Origin of the sequence: Streptomyces sp. NPDC005963 (assembly GCF_040638655.1) — a bacterium.
Lineage (GTDB): Bacteria > Actinomycetota > Actinomycetes > Streptomycetales > Streptomycetaceae > Streptomyces.
The window spans coordinates 119,083-136,083 of the sequence record NZ_JBEXVD010000006.1 but is presented as its reverse complement, the minus strand read 5'-3'; the positions used below and the strand labels follow the sequence as shown (position 1 = coordinate 136,083).

Here is a 17,001-nt window from a genome sequence, read left to right as displayed (position 1 = left end):
GTCAGCCATACTGCTCCTCCACGGCCGCCGAAACGATGGTGGTGACCGCCTTGAACGTGCGAATCGCTTCGAACATGGTCTCGCTGGTGTACGCGGCGCGTCGTTCACCGCTGCCCGCCACACCGGGTACGACCGTGGCCGCGGCGGAGAGGTGTTCGGCGTCGAACTCCAACTCCACCGTGAAGGGTCCGGCCTGCACCGGCTCGTGGCGCACGGCGAGCGCGGCTGCCTGTCGGGCGGCGGTGCGGATGTCGGCAGCGGTGCGGGTGGGGGTGCGGCAGACGGCCGCGTACCGTGAGACGTGGTCCTTGACGGCGACCTTGCGGGCGTCGGGTGCATAGCCGTCGGCGTCCACGCAGGTCAGATCGTCTCCGGTGACGAGAACGACCGGGACGCCGAACTCGGCGACGACCTGGGCGTTGAGCAGACCCTCGCTGGCCCGGGTGCCGTTGAGCCAGACGCCGGTGATGGAGTTGGCCAGGTAGGTGTGGGCGAGCACCCCTTCCGCGCCGGCTCCGGTGTGGTAGCCGATGAAGGCGATCCCGTCCACGTCGCCGTGTTGGACGCCCTCGACCATGGAGAGCGACTTGTGCCGGCCCGTCAGCATCTGTACGCGCTCGTCCAACTGCTCCAGCAGCAGATTGCGCATGGACCAGTGCGCCTCGTTGACCAGGACCTCGTCGGCTCCGCCGTCGAAGAAGCCGAGCGCTGCCGCGTTCACGTCGGAGGTGAACATGGTGCGACAGCGTTCCCACTGGGGTGTGCCGGGCAGCACATCGGCCGGCCAGGTGACACCCGTGGCGCCCTCCATGTCGGCGCTGATGAGGATCTTCACAGCTCGCCCTGTTCTTCCCGGGCCAGCGGGATCCACTGCCCCACTGACCTCTGTCGTTAATGCCGGTCACACCGGCCACATCGGACGCATCGGTCGCATCGGCTTCGAGTAGATCATCCGTACCGTCGTCCTCGGGCACTGGGCCCGCGCCGTGTCCCGGCGCGGCGACTGGAGGCGGCCCGGCCGAACTGCACCCGATCACCCGATCCAGCCAACAGTCCGCTCGGGGGGCGGGCAAGTCGCCCCGACGGCTGCCCGGTCCCGGCGTACTCGACGGTATGGCCCCTTGACCTGGGAAAAATGATGTGCGTAGCTCACCCTTGAGGAACCGGGGCATGCGAGGTGGCGCACGTTCGTCGAGCGGCCCCGTCGACGAACACACCGCACTTGGCCACGAACCGACCGATGATGACGGACCCGTAGACACCGTGCGGTGTCCGGATGCCCCCGAACGGTACGGGGAACCAAGGGTTCTCCCGTACGCCCGTGCCGTACCGCGAGCCCATCATGGGTACGTCGATGGTGTGTGCCGGCACGGAGGTGCACTCCCGCGCCGTTGCCTTCGGACGCAACTTACCCTGTACCGCGGGGAGTTCAGCGACACCCGGGATGAACAGGAGTGGGGTTTTACGGGCGGATGTGGTGTGATCCCGTTCGACGGTGCGACTGGAGGGGATCTGAAGTCCTACGGGTGCGGCGCCGAAGGGAACTGGTCCGTGCACACAAGGAACGGGTATTGGTCCAGACCTTTACGGACATGGGCAGAAGCTTATAGCGTGATGCCAGATTCGAACGCATAGCTCAGTCGCATCCCCCCACCCCCACGAGGAACCATGCGTTTGACACAGAGCCGATCGGCGCCCCCACGCGCCCCATCACTACGGACCCATGGCCGACACACCGTTGAATGTCATGCCCCCAACATGATCAGCCCCGGTACGGCGGCACTCCCCCGGCATCGCCGGGTGCCACCGCGTCCCGCTGCGAGACCGCAGTCACCCACAGCGCCCGCCCCGGCTCCAGCACGAGCCCCTCGTTCCGGGTCGGTCGTCACCGTGGCCACTTCAGGGCGACGGCGGCCCCCACCGCCGGCGCTCTCCCCGGCCACCGATCGGTAAGGGCGCCAGAACACCAGAAACACGCACACAGCGCATCACCGCGGGATCACCCTGCCGAAGCCGTCACGCCCACAGGCGACCGGACGGACCATCCGGGTCGGCAAGCAGGGCGATCGCCGTTTCCCATGCGCGCACGACCGGCGGTCGCACCCCACGAGCGATCGTCAGGATGAATCGAGACCGAGGCGTTGGCGGACCGCTCCCCAGACGGTGAGTTCGGGGACATCGGGAGCTGGTGCGACGCCCTCGGGAAGGACGGACGACGATGAGCTACACCGAACGCACCAGCAGCACGTCGCGGCGGGTGGCCGAACGGCCCCTGGTGATGGCCCCGACGGGCAGACGACGGCGCAGCAAGCCTCTGATCGGGACCGTACTGGCCCGCTATCAGGTACACAGCACCACCGTGCTTCGCATATCGGTCGGACTGGTCTTCTTCTGGTTCGGAGTGATGAAGTTCGTGCCGGCGGCGAGCCCCGCGGAGGACGTCGCCACCCGGACCATGAGCGTGCTGACCTTCGACCTCGTACCACCGGAGTTCTCCCGGCCGTTGCTCGCACTCTTCGAGACCGCAATCGGCGTGGGACTGATATCCGGAGTCCTGCTGCGCCTGGTCCTCACGGCGTTCTTCCTCCATATGACCGGGGTGTTCGCCGCGCTGTTCATCCTGCCGGACGAGATGTGGAACGGGCAGATGGGCACCCCCACACTGGAGGGGCAGTACATCATCAAGAACGTGGTGCTGATCGCGGCATGTCTCGCCGTGGCCGCGGATCGACGCAGTCCATAGCCCCGCGCACACCGGAGAACGGGCCCGGGTCGTACGGGGCGAAACCGCCCGTACGACCCGACCCCGCCTGCGCGGTGGGTACCGTGACACGGCACGGGACCTGACCGTCGGTCAGGGGCGGCGCCCCAGGACGAGCCACTTCGACGGCAGTTCGATGCGGGAGCCGTCGAGTTCGTACTCGGTCGTCGTCAGGGGCAGTTCCCCGCCGGCCAGCGTCGAGAGCCCGGATCGGGCGAAGAGTTCGACCAGTTCCTCGTCCGGCAGCGGACCCGGAACGATCCCGTGCCGGAAGACCGGCAGGAGCTTGGCCGGCGGTCCCGAGGGCGAGCTGACGAGCTGCGCCAGCCGAATCCCGGCCGCCTCGGTCAACTCCACCACGAAGGCACGACCGCGCTCTCCCACGAGCACGCCGACCGCATCCGCGAGGCGTTGCCGATCTCGGGGGTCCGCCTGGTGCAGCACCCCACGCACATAGACGTTGCAGTCGCCCACCTCGTCGTGCAACCCGGCGACCGACTCCTCGTCCACGGCATCGAACGGCCGGAAGGAGAGAAGCCCCGGACATCGGGACGGTCTGGCCGCAGCCTGCTGTCGTCGGGCCAGGTCAATCGCCGCATGGGCGAGGTCGACGCCCAGCACCTCGGGGAACCGGTCTGCGAGGAAACGGGTCTGGGTGCCGTTGCCGCAGCCGAGGTCCACCATGGTGAGCCCGGCGTCCTCCACCAGCGGTTCGTAGCGCGCCAGATGTCGACTCGCCGTCAGCGCGGGCTCCGCGTCCCAGAAGACCGCTCCCGGCTCATCGGGCGCCTCGGCCCAAAATCCTTCCCAGGCATCCCGATATCGGCTCGTCACGCTCATGGCCAGCCCCCCAGGGATATGACAAAACGTCAACAGGGGTCTATCGCCTGTGCGTTCCCAGGGCAAGTGTGCGGTACGAACCGCTGCCCGATGCACGGGACGCTCCGAGTGGGCAGAACAGCGGAAATCAGCCGGGAGGCGTCCGTACGTCCATGGAAACCGGGCCCACGGTCCAGGAGCCTAGCCATGAGCAGCGGGTCCGGATGCGGACCGCATGGCCCCGCACCCCGTCAGTTTCGAGCCGAACGGGCGGACCGGGGGCCGTTCGGCCCGGTGCACGGCACAGGACCGGCAGAGGCTTTCCCGCGGTCCACGGCGCACCCGGCGCAGCACGGCCCCGCGGGAAAACCACTCGAAACAGTGAGTGTTACGACGATCCCACCCGAAGGGTTACCGCTTGGCCTCCTTCTCGACCTCGTTGGCGAGGTTGGCGAGCACCTGGTCGTAGATCCGGGCGAGGCCCTTGGGCGCGAACGTCTTCTCGAAGAATCCGCCGATGCCGCCCGCACCGGTCCAGACCGTGGTGACGACGGCCTGACAGGACCCCTCCCCGGCCGGGGTGACCGTCCAGGTGGTGACCATGGAGGAGTTGCGGTCCTTCTCGATCAGCTGGCCGTCGGTCGGCTCGGTCACTTCGAGCAGACAGTCCCGGATCCGCTTGCTGGTCGCCTGGAGCTTCCAGTGGACGAGGGTGCCTTCGCCGTCGCCGCCCTCGCGGACCTCGTACTCGCTGAACTGCCCGGGCAGCAGCTTCGAACGGGTGTTCTCGTAGTCGGCCAGTGTGTCGAACACCGTCGCCGCGTCCGCCGCGATGGTCCGTTGCGTCGTGGACTCGACCTGCGCCATTGCTGTTCCTCCAGCACTCGGTTGTTCGGGGGTGCCTCCAGGGGCGCCCTAGCCAATCACCTCAGGTGCGGCGGCCCAAATCCGGGGCCGACGCACGGCGCGAAGCGCAGGGGTTGCGCTTCTTGTGCGAACAGTTGTTCTATTCTAGGGACCGGGGAGAGAACTACTCAGGAGGCGACCATGCGCTGGGACCATCTGGCGGAGACCCCGTCGGCGCGGCGGACCGCCGCGGACGCCGCCCTTTTCGCCACGTCAGCGGTGACGACCAGGACTTTTGACACTCCTGAGTTCAGAGGGATCACCTTCCACGAGGTGCGCGCCCGGTCGATCATCAACCGTGTGCCCGGGGCCTCCCGAATGCCGTTCGAATGGACGGTGAACCCCTATCGGGGCTGTACTCACGCCTGTGTGTACTGCTTCGCCCGCAAGACGCACAGCTATCTGGACCTCGACACCGGCCTCGGCTTCGACTCCCAGATCGTCGTGAAGACCAATGCGCCCGAACTGCTCCGCCGCCAGCTCGGCTCCCGTCAGTGGCGTGGCGCGCACATCGCGATGGGCACGAACGTCGATTGTTATCAGCGGGCGGAGGGTCGGTACGGATTGATGCCCGGCATCATCGCCGCGCTGCGCGACCACGCCAATCCGTTCTCGATCCTGACCAAGGGGACGCTCATCCTGCGCGACCTCGATCTGTTGGTACAGGCGGCCGAGGTGACCGACGTGGGGATCTCGGTCTCGGTCGGATTCATCGACGAAGCCCTCTGGCGCACGGTGGAACCGGGCACTCCGGCACCGGAACGCCGGCTCGACGTCGTCCGCACCCTGACCGATCACGGCATCGGCTGCGGAGTGCTGATGGCCCCCGTCATCCCCTTCCTCGGCGACCATCCCGACCAGCTCAGGGCGACGGTGCGCGCGATAGCCGAGTCGGGCGCCACCTCGGTCACCCCCCTCGTCCTGCATCTGCGGCCCGGGGCGCGCGAGTGGTTCATGGCGTGGCTGGAGGAACACCATCCGTTCCTGGTACGTCGATACGAGCGGCTGTACGCGGAGGGGGCGTACGCACCCACCTGGTACCAACGCCGCATCACCCGGCAGGTGCACGAACTGGCGACGGAGTTCGGCATCGGACCCGCCGGCCCGGGAATGCCCCGACGCATCCGACCGCCGGCCCCGGAGTCCACGGGCACAGGGGCAACCACGGCGGAACAGACACAGCTGACCCTGCTCTGAAACCCTCACCCTTACTCGCGCGATCCTTCCCACGGGACCTTTCTGCGGCACGGGCCGGGCCGCCCGGACCGCACAACGGGTGCCCGCCCGACCGATCAGGGCTGCGACGGACCCTCCGTACCGCCCCTGCCCTCGACGCTCACCCGTCGCCAGGTGCCCTCGATCGTGTCGTACTCATAGGTCGGCCGGCCCTTGATCCCACTGGTGCGGAAGGGGCGTCCGCGGTCGTCGATGCGTACCGTCCCGGCGTCGGACCCGCTCGTCCACTCCAGTTCCAGATACCAGTCACAGTCGCAGTCGACGGCGCGACCGGTGACCAACAGAACCTCGGGATCGGTGGCGGAGACCCGATAGGGGAAGGAGACCGCGGGGATCTCCACACCGGCGTCACTGCCGGCCACCGACCGGGCGGTGGGACGCGGAGCGTCAAGGTTGACATCGAACATCCGCGGGGTGAGCGAGCCGCCGCATCCCACGTTCATCAGATACACGTTGTCCTGCGGAGGTGTGCGGCGGGCGACGGTCCGCACCCGTAGCGCTTGCAGGACGACCGCCCGATCGGTCTTGCCCTGCACGGCGATCCGCACCATGGTCTCGCCGCCGTGCACCGCCCCGAGGGAGCCGGCCCAGGGCGCGGCGTCGGACTCGGACGGTGGCGGGGGCACTCGGGAGGGGGTCCGGTCGACGAGGTAGGCGTGATCGCACTCGTTCTTCCAGACGTGTTGGTCGAGGGTCCAGGAGAACGGCAGACCGCCAGGGGTTGCCGGGGCGGTGGTCCGCCGCGAAGGGGTGGTGGTCGGGGAGCCGCTCACCCCGGTGCCTTCGGTCGACGGTCCGCGCCGGGACGCCCCGGAGGACGGAACGGAGGCGGACGCCGAGGGGGAAGGGGGCACGGTCGCGACGCTCGGGCGACCGTCCGGTGTGGCTGCCGACGCCTGTCCGGTTCGGGTGCCGTCCGGCTGTTCGACGGTCGTGCGCTGTCGATCGGCGCGGGAGAACGGCGCCCGGTCGAAGGCCAGCAGCAGCACGAGACTGACGGTGGTCAGCACCACTGCGACCGACGCGTACACGGCCCGGTGGTGACGCCGTGGCCGACGGGCACCGAGGACCACCGTGACCTCCGGCGGGTCCTCGGCCGAAGGCGCATCGGGAGCGGCCGTGTCCTCGTTGACGGACCGCTCGTCGGAAGGCCCCGACGCGGAAGGCTCCTTCGCGGGGGTCGAACCGTCGAGGCCGTCCACCGGCGCCGGGACGGTGTGCGTGGTGTCGGCGAGCGGTCTCCCGTCCGACTCCGGGCCCGGCGTTCCCTGTGCGGGGCCCGGCGTTCCCTGTGCGGCCAGTTGGCGTCTGGTGCGTTCGGCGTCGGCGAGCACCCAGAGGCGGTGGAGCGCGACCAGGTCATCGCCCCGGCATCCGCACAGTCGCGCCAGGCGCTCGACGGGAGCGAACTCCATGGGCACGGTGTGACCCGAGCAGTACCGGTGGAGGGTCGAGGCGCTCACCCCCACCCGCCGCGCCAGCGCCCCGTAACTGCGCCCCGATGCCTCCCGCATCTCCCGCAGCCGCTGCGCGAACGCCTCCGTGTCCCCTGTGCTCACCCGTACAGCCCCCGGTCCGTTCCAGGATGGCGTTCCACCCCTCCCGAGTATTCCCACGTCAGTGGGGGTGGAATGGTTCCATCGTTCCACCCCCGACGGAGACCCTTGCCCATCGGCCGACGGGCCGTCGAAGCTGATGACCGTTCCACCAACCACCACCAGGGGGAAGCACTTCCATGAACATGCTCCGTACCGCTGCCGTGACCGCCGCAGCCATCGGGATGACGATCGCTTCGATGTCCGCGGCCACCGCGGCTCCCGCTCCCGTCTTCCTGACGGCGAAGCAACTGCCCGCCTCGCTCACCCCGTGGACGGCCGGTGGCATCAAGTCGGGGGCCGCCGCCGACTTCTGCACCAAGAAGATCGCTCCCAAGGCGTCCAGCAAGCACCGGCTGTTCCAGACGGAGTTGGACACCAGCGCCCACCAGACGATCACGGTCGCCGCCACGGAGGCCAAGGCGAAGACGCTGGTGACCCAGTTGCGCACCTCCATCAGCGGCTGCCTCAAGCGCCTCCAGCAGGAGTACCCGGGGTTGAAGGGCACGTCCAAGTACCACGGGAAGATCAACGTGGAGGAGGGCGCGTACGTCTACAGCGTCGACACCGCCGATCCCGGCGTCGGTTCGACGGACATCGCCCTCTACTCGGTGGGGCGTGACGGCCGGACGGTGACCGTCGTCGGCTGGAGCCAGTTGGGCGACCTCAGCGGTGCTCCGCTGGCGGGGTTCAAGAAGACCACGCAGACCGCGGTCGCCAAGCTCTACTGAGGCCCTACTGAGGCCCTACTGAAAGCAGTCCCCACCGTGGGACATCAGCGCCCCCGCCGTCACCAGGACCCCGGTGCAGCGGTGGGGGAATCGGGGGAGCCGCGGGCTCCGCACCGCCGAGGCGGCTGCGGAGCCCGCGGCGCGTATCGGGCCGGTGGGGTAGTCGGGCCGGGCGCCATGGGTACGCTGCTGAAGGGGCGTCACCCCAGCCGGGCGAGAGCGGCTTCGGCCGCCGCCGCGAGTCTCGGATGCCAGCGGGCCGATTCCAGTACCGCAGCCGCCCGGGCGTCACCGAGAGCCCCCAGTCCCTCCACGCAGGCCAGAGCCACCCGCGCATGGGAGTCGCCCGGCGCCAGCCTCCGGCCGAGCACGGCGATCAACGCCGGCACGGACTCGGGTGCACGCAGTCGGGTCAACAGCCGCACGGGCACCAGGGCGTAGGCGACCCTGCGTTCATTGGTGGCGAGTGCTGCGGCGGCACGGGGGGTGCGGGGGTCAGCCAGGGTCGCGAGGGCATGGGCCGCCGCGATACAGCGCTCCGGGTCGCGGTGGTTCAGCAGCAGAACCAGCGGTTCGAACGCCCTGGGGTCCCGTTCGCATCCCAGCCGAAAGGCGGCCAGTTCCCTGGCCCACAGCGGGCGTTCGTACTCGACGAGGGCCCGGGCCAGCTCTTCGCGGTCGGCAGTGGTCAACAGTCGTTCGAATGCCGGCGACCCGCCGGACTCGGTCCGGAGGCGCATGGCCAGCGAACGTAACTCTTCGTCCATGAGTCATGAGCGTAGCGCCACGAAGAATCGGTTCACTGGCGACCCAGATCACAGGCGAAGGGGGCTGGCGCGCTCGTTACCCGCGAGTTAATCTCAAGTGAGCGGGCAACCCCCGCGATCTCGTCGGTGGCCTGGTGACGCAGCCACCACGAGTGCAGTCGGTTCGGCAAGCACACGCGTGCGTGAGTCGGTCGCGCACCGCAGTACGACGGGACTCCGGGACAGAGTCCGTCGGCACTTCCCCCCTGGGTGAAGGGCTCTGCCCCAAGCCCCGTCGCCAAAGTCCCCTCGGCCCGTTGATGTTTCGGTCGATACCGCCCGGACCTGCACTTCCGCCCCGCACGTCCACCGCCCTGCGATCGCACGGCGGGGCTCCATCCACGCCTTTCGCGCCTCCCGCGGCCCCTCGTGCCCGCGGTGCGCACCTCTGCCCCTTCAGTCGTCACTCACCTGGAGTCCCCTCCATGGACATCCCCTTGAGCACCATCGCCGTCGTCGGCCTCGGCACCATGGGCACCGGCATCTCCGAACTCCTGGCCACAGCGGGCCGTGAGGTCATCGGCATCGACATCAGCCCCACGGCCACCCGCAGGGCCGTGGACCGTCTGGAGGCGTCCACCGCTCGCTCGGTGCGACGCGGGCGCATCACCGAAGCCGAACGGCAGGACGTTCTGGCCCGGTTCAGGACGTTCCACGAACTGGAAGCGGCGGCGGAAGCCGATCTCGTGATCGAGGTCGTCTCCGAGTCGTACGAGGTCAAGCGACAGGTCTTCCGGGCCCTGGACCGTCTGGTGCGGCCCACCGCGATCCTGGCCACCGGCACCAACGCCCTCTCGGTCACCCAACTGGCGGCCGACTCAGGGCGACACCCCGAACGGGTGCTGGGCCTGCACTTCTTCCATCCGGTGCCCGCGATGAAGCTGGTGGAGGTGGTCTCGTCGGTGCTGACCTCACCGGCCGCCGTGGAAGCCGTCACCGTGCTCGCCCGAGAACTCGGGAAGGAGCCGGTCTCCATCGGGGACCGACCCGGTTTCATCGCGGACGGACTGCTCTTCGGCTACCTCAACCAGGCCGCGGCGATGTACGAGTCCAAGTACGCGTCCCGCGAGGACATCGACGCCGCGATGCGGCTGGGCTGCGGGCTCCCCATGGGACCGCTCGCGGTGCTGGACCTGATCGGCGTGGACACGGCCCTCACGGTCCTGGAGGCGATGTACGCACAGTCGAAGGACCGTCTGCACGCGCCGGCGCCGGTCCTTCGACAGTTGGCGGAGGCCGGGTTGACCGGGCGCAAGGCCGGCCGGGGCTTCTACACCTATGCCGCCGCCGACACCACGGGTGACCCCGACGCATCGGCGGTACTGCCGGACGCACTGACCGTTCGGCCCGGGTTGCGGGAACCGGTGGGTCGCGAGGTCCGATCAGTCGGAGTGGCCGGCTCCGGCACGATGGCGAGCGGTATCGCGGAGGTCTTCGCCCGGGCGGGGCACGACGTGGTGGTCGTCGCCCGCTCCCAGGAGAAGGCCGAGAACGCCAAGGCCCGTATCGCCAAGTCCCTTTCACGTTCTGTCGACAAGGGACGGATGACGGCCGAGGTCCGAGACCGCACCTTGGCCCGGATCACCCCGTCGGGTTCGCTGGACGCCCTCGGCGAAGTCGATCTCGTCCTGGAGGCCGTCGCCGAGGACCTCCAGGTCAAACGGCAACTGTTCGCCGAACTCGACAAGATCTGCCGACCGGGCGCGATCCTGGCCACCACCACCTCGTCGCTGTCCGTCGTGGCCTGCGCCCGGGCCACGAGCCGCCCGCAGGACGTGATCGGGATGCACTTCTTCAACCCCGCGCCAGCCATGAAGCTGGTCGAGGTCGTCCGTACGGTGCTCACATCGGACGAGGTCCACGCCACCGTGCGTTCGGTGACCGCGAGCATCAAGAAGCACCCAGTCGACTGCGGCGACCGGGCCGGGTTCATCGTGAACGCGCTGCTGTTCCCCTATCTCAACAATGCGATCAAGATGGTGGAGGAGAACTACGCGAGTCCCGACGACATCGATGCGGCCATGAAGCTGGGCGGCGGCTACCCGATGGGCCCCTTCGAACTGCTCGACGTGGTGGGGCTCGATGTCTCCCTCGCGATCGAGAAGGCGTTGCACCGGGAGTTCCGCGACCCCGGCCTGGCGCCCGCGCCCCTCCTGGAACACCTGGTGGCAGCGGGTTGCCTCGGCCGCAAGTCGGGGCGTGGCTTTCGCGAACATGCCCGACGCTGACCCTCCGGCCGGCTGGGGCGGGCTCCTTCGCCCGTCCCCCGACGCACCCCCCTCGGTGGGCTCCCCGCGCCTTCGTCGGGAGCCCGCCGAGGGCGTCCGCGCCGGTCTCCCGCAGGCGCGCTCTCCTGCGCGGATGCAGTACGTTCGGGTCATGCCCCAGCCCTCCGACCCCAGCCGTCGGTCCCCCCGTCCGAAGTCCGCCGCCGACGCTCCCGAAAGTGCCGCGGGCAACCGCGCAGCCGCCCAGCGGCTCAAGATGCGTCGAGAACTGGCGACCGCGGCCATGGAACTGTTCGCGACCAAGGGGTACGAGGCGACCACGGTCGACGAGATCGCCGCGGCGGCGGGGGTCGCCCGGCGCACCTTCTTCCGGCACTACCGCTCCAAGGAAGAGGCCATCTTCCCGGACCACGACGACACCCTGGTACGGGCCGAGGCGGTGCTCAACGCGGCGCCCGCGCACGAACACCCGCTGGACACCGTGTGCCGGGGGATCAAAGAGGTCATGCGGATGTACGCGGCCTCCCCCGCGGTCTCCGTGGAGCGCTACCGGCTGACCCGTGAGGTGCCCACCCTGCGAGAGCGGGAGATCGCCTCGGTGGCCCGCTACGAGCGGCTGTTCACGCGCTACCTGCTGGGCCACTTCGACGAGCGTGACCACCACGTCGGCAACGACGATCCGCTGCTGGCCGAGGTGGCCGCATCGGCGGTCGTCACCGCGCACAACCACGTGCTGCGGCGTTGGCTGCGCGCGGGTGGCGAGGGTGATGTGGAAGCCCAGCTCGACCACGCCTTCGCCATCGTCCGGGAGACGTTCGGAACGGGGATAGGAGCCGGCCGGGCCAAGGTCGGCGAGCGGGGGCCGGACACCACCCGGGAGTCGCCTTCGGACTCCGGAGCGGAGTCGAAGGCCCGGGAGACGACCGGAGCCTCGGACGAGGCGCCCGTGGTACTGACCGGCCAGGACAAGGTGCTGGTGGCCGTGGCCAGGACCGATGCTCCGCTGGACGACGTGCTGCGCACCATCGAGCGCGCCCTCCTGGAGCAGCGGGGCTGACCAGTCCCGCTGCCACGATCCCCGGGCCAGACGCCCGGTCCCCCCGGGCAGGGCCGCCCCTCGGCCCGGCCCGGAACCACGAGAGGAACCGCACCTCCCGGATCTTTCCGCCGCACCGCCGGATCTTTCCGCCGTACCACTCATGACCCGCCCGGCACGGGCGTACAGGGGCCGTCCCACCAGGGGCGGCCCCTGCGTGTTGCTCATTCGTGGCGCCGGGATGACACTTGAGAAAAATACTGGCACGCAGTGTCTTGTCACTTGGCACGGCGTGCCATAGCGTGAAGAACGTCCGGGCGGCCGGCGTGCAGAGACCTTTCGTACGCCGGCTGTCCCAGCAAGCCATCGAGCTAGCGCCCGGACGCCTGCGTCACAGGCTCCCGCTGCGCCCACCCGCGCTGCCCAAGGCACCACCGCCGAACCGACGGCACACCTCCACAGCAGAACGCCCTCACATTCCCCGGGGCATCCCCCTGGACTTCCCCGATGCGCTTGGCCGGAGGCAATACCGTGAAGGAAATCCTGGACGCGATCCAGTCGGCGGACACCACGCCGGCCGACTTCGCCGCGCTGACCGTTCCCGAGTCCTACCGCGCGGTGACCGTGCACAAGGACGAGACCGAGATGTTCGCCGGACTGGCGACCAAGGACAAGGACCCCCGCAAGTCCCTCCACCTCGACGAGGTGCCGGTGCCCGAACTGGGTCCGGGCGAGGCGCTGGTGGCGGTGATGGCGTCCTCGGTGAACTACAACTCCGTCTGGACGTCCATCTTCGAACCCGTGTCGACCTTCGCCTTCCTGGAGCGCTACGGCAGGCTCTCGGAGCTGACGCGGCGGCACGATCTGCCGTACCACGTCATCGGGTCGGACCTCGCGGGCGTGGTGCTGCGCACCGGGCCCGGAGTGAACGCCTGGCAGCCCGGCGACGAGGTCGTCGCCCACTGCCTCTCCGTCGAGCTGGAGTCGTCGGACGGTCACAACGACACGATGCTCGACCCCGAGCAGCGCATCTGGGGCTTCGAGACCAACTTCGGCGGGCTCGCCGAACTCGCCCTGGTCAAGTCGAACCAACTGATGCCCAAGCCCGCGCACCTGAGTTGGGAGGAGGCCGCGTCCCCGGGGCTGGTGAACTCCACCGCGTACCGGCAGTTGGTCTCCCGCAACGGCGCCGGGATGAAGCAGGGCGACAACGTGCTGATCTGGGGTGCCAGCGGCGGCCTGGGCTCGTACGCCACGCAGTTCGCCCTCGCCGGTGGGGCGACGCCCATCTGTGTGGTCTCCAGCGACCAGAAGGCGGACATCTGTCGGGCCATGGGCGCGGAGGCCATCATCGACCGCGCCGCCGAGGACTACCGATTCTGGCGGGACGAGCACCACCAGGACCCGCGCGAGTGGAAGCGGTTCGGGCAGCGCATCCGCGAACTGACCGGCGGCGAGGACGTCGACATCGTCTTCGAGCACCCGGGCCGCGAGACGTTCGGCGCGTCCGTCTACGTCACCCGCAAGGGCGGCACCATCGTCACCTGCGCTTCGACCTCCGGCTACACCCACGAGTACGACAACCGCTACCTCTGGATGTCCCTGAAGCGGATCATCGGCTCCCACTTCGCCAACTACCGCGAGGCGTGGGAAGCCAACCGGCTGGTCGCCAAGGGCAAGATCCACCCCACGCTCTCCCGCGTCTACTCCCTGGAGGAGACCGGGCAGGCGGCCTACGATGTCCATCGCAACCTTCACCAAGGCAAAGTCGGGGTCCTCGCTCTCGCACCTCGTGAAGGTCTCGGAGTCCGCGACCGCGAGATGCGCGCCGAACACCTCGACGCCATCAACCGCTTCCGCAACGTCTGAGGGCCCTGATGACCGATCGCCGCAAGGACCGGCCGTGGCTGATGCGGACCTACGCCGGCCACTCCACCGCCGAGGCGTCCAACGAGCTCTACCGGCGCAACCTCGCCAAGGGCCAGACCGGGCTCTCGGTCGCCTTCGACCTGCCCACGCAGACCGGATACGACCCCGATCACGTCCTGGCCCGCGGCGAGGTGGGACGCGTCGGAGTGCCCGTCTCCCATCTGGGTGACATGCGCCGGCTCTTCCACGACATCCCGCTCCAGCAGATGAACACCTCCATGACGATCAACGCCACCGCCATGTGGCTGCTGGCGCTCTACCAGGTCGTCGCCGAGGAGCAGGGCGCGGACACCTCGGCGCTCCAGGGCACCACGCAGAACGACATCGTGAAGGAGTACCTGTCCCGCGGCACGCACGTCTTCCCACCGGGGCCCTCGCTCCGGCTGACCACCGACATGATCACGTACGCGGTGGCCAACATCCCCAAGTGGAACCCCATCAACATCTGTAGCTACCACCTCCAGGAGGCGGGGGCCACCCCCGTCCAGGAGGTCGCGTACGCCATGTCCACGGCCATCGCCGTACTGGACGCGGTCAGGGACTCAGGACAGGTCGCACCCGAGCAGTTCGGCGCCGTGGTCGCCCGCATCTCGTTCTTCGTGAACGCGGGCGTGCGCTTCATCGAGGAGATGTGCAAGATGCGGGCCTTCTCCCGCCTCTGGGACCACATCACCCGGGAGCGGTACGGCATCGAGGACCCCAAGCAGCGGCGCTTCCGCTACGGCGTCCAGGTCAACTCGCTGGGTCTGACCGAGGCACAGCCCGAGAACAACGTGCAGCGGATCGTCCTGGAGATGCTCGCCGTGACGCTCTCCAAAGACGCACGGGCCCGCGCCGTACAACTGCCGGCCTGGAACGAAGCACTCGGTCTGCCCCGCCCCTGGGACCAACAGTGGTCGCTGCGCATCCAACAGGTGCTGGCACACGAGTCGGACCTCCTGGAGTACGAGGACATCTTCGCCGGTTCGCACGTCATCGAGGCGAAGGTCGCCGAACTGGTGGAGGAGTGTTCCGCCGAAATCGAACGCATCGAGCGGATGGGCGGTGTGATGGCGGCCGTCGAGTCGGGCTACCTCAAGTCACAACTCGTCGCCGCGCACTCCGAGCGCAGGGCGCGGATCGAGGCCGGCGACGAGAAGATCGTGGGCGTCAACGTCTTCGAGTCCACCGAGGACAATCCGCTCACCGCAGATCTGGACGCCGCGATCATGACGGTCGACCCGGCGAACGAGGCACGCGTCGTGGCGGCACTGCACGCCTGGCGTGCCGACCGCGACGACGCGAGAGTGACCGCCGCGCTGTCCGCCTTGAAGCGGCTGGCGGCGGGGACGGACAATCTGATGCCGGCCACCGTGGAATGCGCCCGGGCCGGCGTCACCACCGGCGAGTGGGCGTGGGCGCTGCGCGAGGTGTTCGGCGAGTTCCGGGCGCCGACCGGGGTCGCCGGCGCGCCCGTGGCCGTCGGCGCGGAGCTGGGCCCCGCCCTGACCGCCGTACGCGACAAGGTGGCCAGGACCGCCGACGACCTGGGCGTGGGGCGGCTGCGGCTGCTGGTCGGCAAACCCGGTCTCGACGGGCACTCCAACGGCGCCGAGCAGATCGCGGTACGGGCCCGTGACGCCGGCTTCGAAGTGATCTACCAGGGCATTCGTCTCACGCCCGAGGCCATCGTCTCCGCGGCCGTGGCGGAGGACGTGCACTGCGTGGGGCTGTCGATCCTGTCCGGCTCCCACACCGAATTGGTACCGGACGTGCTGACCCGGCTGCGTGCCGCGGGCGCCGCGTCCCCGGGACCCGGCGGGCCTGGCGACACTCCGATCCCGGTGATCGTCGGCGGGATCATCCCGCAGGCGGACGCCGCAGCCCTCAAGGCGGCGGGAGTCGCCGCCGTCTTCACACCGAAGGACTTCGGCATTACGGAGATCATCGGTCGTATCGTCGATGTGATCCGAAAAGCGAACAAGCTCGACCCTCTGGAGGTTTCCGTATGACCCGGTCCGTGAACCGTCTGCGTCCGCGTCGTTCGTGCCTGGCAGTGCCCGGCTCCAACCCGCGCTTCCTGGAGAAGGCCCAGGGGCTCGCCGCCGACCAGGTCTTCCTCGACCTGGAGGACGCCTGCGCTCCGCTCGCCAAGCCGGATGCCCGCCACACCATCGTGAAGTTCCTCAACGAGGGCGACTGGACCGGCAAGACCCGGGTGGTACGGGTCAACGACTGGACCACCGAGTGGACGTACCGCGACGTGGTCACCGTGGTCGAGGGCGCGGGCCACAACCTCGACTGCATCATGCTGCCCAAGGTGCAGGACGCCCAACAGGTGGTGGCGCTCGATCTGCTGCTCACCCAGATCGAGAAGACCATGGGGCTCGACGTCGGCCGGATCGGCATCGAGGCGCAGATCGAGAACGCCAAGGGCCTGGTGAACGTGGACGCCATCGCCGCCGCGTCACCGCGCACCGAGACGATCATCTTCGGCCCCGCCGACTTCATGGCATCGATCAACATGAAGTCGCTGGTGGTGGGCGAGCAGCCGCCCGGCTATCCCGCGGACGCCTACCACTACATCATGATGCGCATCCTGATGGCCGCGCGGACCCATGACCTCCAGGCGATCGACGGCCCCTACCTCCAGATCAAGAACGTGGACGGTTTCCGCGAGGTGGCCGGCCGGGCCGCCGCACTGGGATTCGACGGCAAGTGGGTGCTCCACCCGGGACAGGTCGAGGCGGCCAACGAGGTCTTCTCGCCGTCGCAGGAGGACTTCGACCGTGCCGAACTGATCCTGGACGCCTACGACCACTACACGTCGGAGGCCGGCGGCAGAAAGGGTTCGGCGATGCTCGGTGACGAGATGATCGACGAGGCCAGCCGGAAGATGGCCCTCGTGATCTCCGGAAAGGGCCGCGCCGCCGGGCTCAGCCGTACCTCGGTCTTCGAAGCCCCGGAGGGATGAA

13 protein-coding genes are annotated in these 17,001 nt (G+C 69.0%); 8 read left to right on the top strand and 5 right to left on the bottom strand.

The genetic code is table 11. The features are described 5' to 3' along the window. Position 1 precedes the first annotated feature (1 nt). Positions 2-835 (bottom strand): M55 family metallopeptidase, encoded by an 834-nt coding sequence (locus tag ABZ348_RS11905; protein ID WP_358931883.1) that lies wholly within the window; start codon positions 833-835, stop codon positions 2-4. A 1,383-nt stretch (positions 836-2,218) separates the two neighbouring features. Between ABZ348_RS11905 and ABZ348_RS11900 the strand changes: the two genes are divergently transcribed. Beyond that, positions 2,219-2,743: a DoxX family membrane protein gene (locus ABZ348_RS11900; protein ID WP_358931881.1), complete on the top strand. Its 525-nt coding sequence runs from the start codon at positions 2,219-2,221 to the stop codon at positions 2,741-2,743. 111 nt (positions 2,744-2,854) lie between these two features. Here ABZ348_RS11900 and ABZ348_RS11895 read toward each other — a convergent pair whose 3' ends face one another. Together ABZ348_RS11895 and ABZ348_RS11890 are read right to left on the bottom strand one after the other, a co-directional pair. Beyond that, positions 2,855-3,601, bottom strand: a complete 747-nt coding sequence (locus tag ABZ348_RS11895) for a class I SAM-dependent methyltransferase (protein ID WP_358931879.1) — start codon at positions 3,599-3,601, stop codon at positions 2,855-2,857. A gap of 390 nt (positions 3,602-3,991) precedes the next feature. Continuing rightward, a complete protein-coding gene (locus ABZ348_RS11890) occupies positions 3,992-4,447 on the bottom strand; it encodes an SRPBCC family protein (RefSeq protein WP_358931877.1) in 456 nt (151 codons plus the stop codon). A gap of 180 nt (positions 4,448-4,627) precedes the next feature. On the opposite strand from ABZ348_RS11890, the gene ABZ348_RS11885 reads away from it, so the two are divergent. Further along, entirely contained in the window at positions 4,628-5,683 is a 1,056-nt protein-coding gene (locus ABZ348_RS11885; RefSeq protein WP_358931875.1) for an Rv2578c family radical SAM protein, read from the top strand. Between the two features lie 95 nt (positions 5,684-5,778). Here the strand turns inward: ABZ348_RS11885 and ABZ348_RS11880 are convergent, their stop codons facing one another. Beyond that, positions 5,779-7,281: a helix-turn-helix domain-containing protein gene (locus ABZ348_RS11880; protein WP_358931874.1), complete on the bottom strand. Its 1,503-nt coding sequence runs from the start codon at positions 7,279-7,281 to the stop codon at positions 5,779-5,781. A gap of 176 nt (positions 7,282-7,457) precedes the next feature. On the opposite strand from ABZ348_RS11880, the gene ABZ348_RS11875 reads away from it, so the two are divergent. After that, on the top strand, positions 7,458-8,048 hold the full coding sequence (locus ABZ348_RS11875) for a hypothetical protein (protein ID WP_358931872.1): 591 nt from the start codon (positions 7,458-7,460) through the stop codon (positions 8,046-8,048). 200 nt (positions 8,049-8,248) lie between these two features. On the opposite strand, the gene ABZ348_RS11870 is transcribed toward ABZ348_RS11875, so the two are convergent. After that, a complete protein-coding gene (locus ABZ348_RS11870) occupies positions 8,249-8,815 on the bottom strand; it encodes an adenylosuccinate lyase (RefSeq protein WP_358931870.1) in 567 nt (188 codons plus the stop codon). 464 nt (positions 8,816-9,279) lie between these two features. Here ABZ348_RS11870 and ABZ348_RS11865 point away from each other — a divergent pair, with 464 nt between their 5' ends. From ABZ348_RS11865 to ABZ348_RS11845, 5 genes are all read left to right on the top strand, one after another. Continuing rightward, the gene (locus tag ABZ348_RS11865) at positions 9,280-11,082 is read left to right on the top strand and encodes a 3-hydroxyacyl-CoA dehydrogenase family protein (protein WP_358931868.1); all 1,803 of its coding nucleotides are present in this window, start codon (positions 9,280-9,282) and stop codon (positions 11,080-11,082) included. A 151-nt stretch (positions 11,083-11,233) separates the two neighbouring features. Further along, complete coding sequence (locus ABZ348_RS11860) at positions 11,234-12,139, top strand: TetR family transcriptional regulator (RefSeq protein ID WP_358931866.1); 906 nt, start codon at positions 11,234-11,236, stop codon at positions 12,137-12,139. Between the two features lie 510 nt (positions 12,140-12,649). Then, positions 12,650-13,987, top strand: coding sequence for a crotonyl-CoA carboxylase/reductase (gene ccrA, locus ABZ348_RS11855; RefSeq protein ID WP_358931864.1), 1,338 nt, complete (start codon positions 12,650-12,652; stop codon positions 13,985-13,987). A gap of 8 nt (positions 13,988-13,995) precedes the next feature. Further along, positions 13,996-16,038: a methylmalonyl-CoA mutase family protein gene (locus ABZ348_RS11850; protein WP_358931862.1), complete on the top strand. Its 2,043-nt coding sequence runs from the start codon at positions 13,996-13,998 to the stop codon at positions 16,036-16,038. After that, entirely contained in the window at positions 16,035-17,000 is a 966-nt protein-coding gene (locus ABZ348_RS11845) for a CoA ester lyase (protein WP_358931860.1), read from the top strand. Before ABZ348_RS11850 ends, ABZ348_RS11845 begins: the two co-directional genes overlap by 4 nt. Position 17,001: the final 1 nt, after the last annotated feature.

Excerpts from the sequence above, each read along its gene's own strand:
- ABZ348_RS11870 (WP_358931870.1), bottom strand. The coding sequence starts at position 8,815 with ATGGACGAAGAGTTACGTTCGCTGGCCATGCGCCTCCGGACCGAGTCC.
- ABZ348_RS11850 (WP_358931862.1), top strand. The coding sequence starts at position 13,996 with ATGACCGATCGCCGCAAGGACCGGCCGTGGCTGATGCGGACCTACGCC.
- ABZ348_RS11900 (WP_358931881.1), top strand. The coding sequence starts at position 2,219 with ATGAGCTACACCGAACGCACCAGCAGCACGTCGCGGCGGGTGGCCGAA.
- ABZ348_RS11860 (WP_358931866.1), top strand. The coding sequence starts at position 11,234 with ATGCCCCAGCCCTCCGACCCCAGCCGTCGGTCCCCCCGTCCGAAGTCC.
- ABZ348_RS11845 (WP_358931860.1), top strand. The coding sequence starts at position 16,035 with ATGACCCGGTCCGTGAACCGTCTGCGTCCGCGTCGTTCGTGCCTGGCA.
- ABZ348_RS11895 (WP_358931879.1), bottom strand. The coding sequence starts at position 3,601 with ATGAGCGTGACGAGCCGATATCGGGATGCCTGGGAAGGATTTTGGGCC.
- ABZ348_RS11885 (WP_358931875.1), top strand. The coding sequence starts at position 4,628 with ATGCGCTGGGACCATCTGGCGGAGACCCCGTCGGCGCGGCGGACCGCC.
- ABZ348_RS11875 (WP_358931872.1), top strand. The coding sequence starts at position 7,458 with ATGAACATGCTCCGTACCGCTGCCGTGACCGCCGCAGCCATCGGGATG.
- ABZ348_RS11865 (WP_358931868.1), top strand. The coding sequence starts at position 9,280 with ATGGACATCCCCTTGAGCACCATCGCCGTCGTCGGCCTCGGCACCATG.
- ABZ348_RS11890 (WP_358931877.1), bottom strand. The coding sequence starts at position 4,447 with ATGGCGCAGGTCGAGTCCACGACGCAACGGACCATCGCGGCGGACGCG.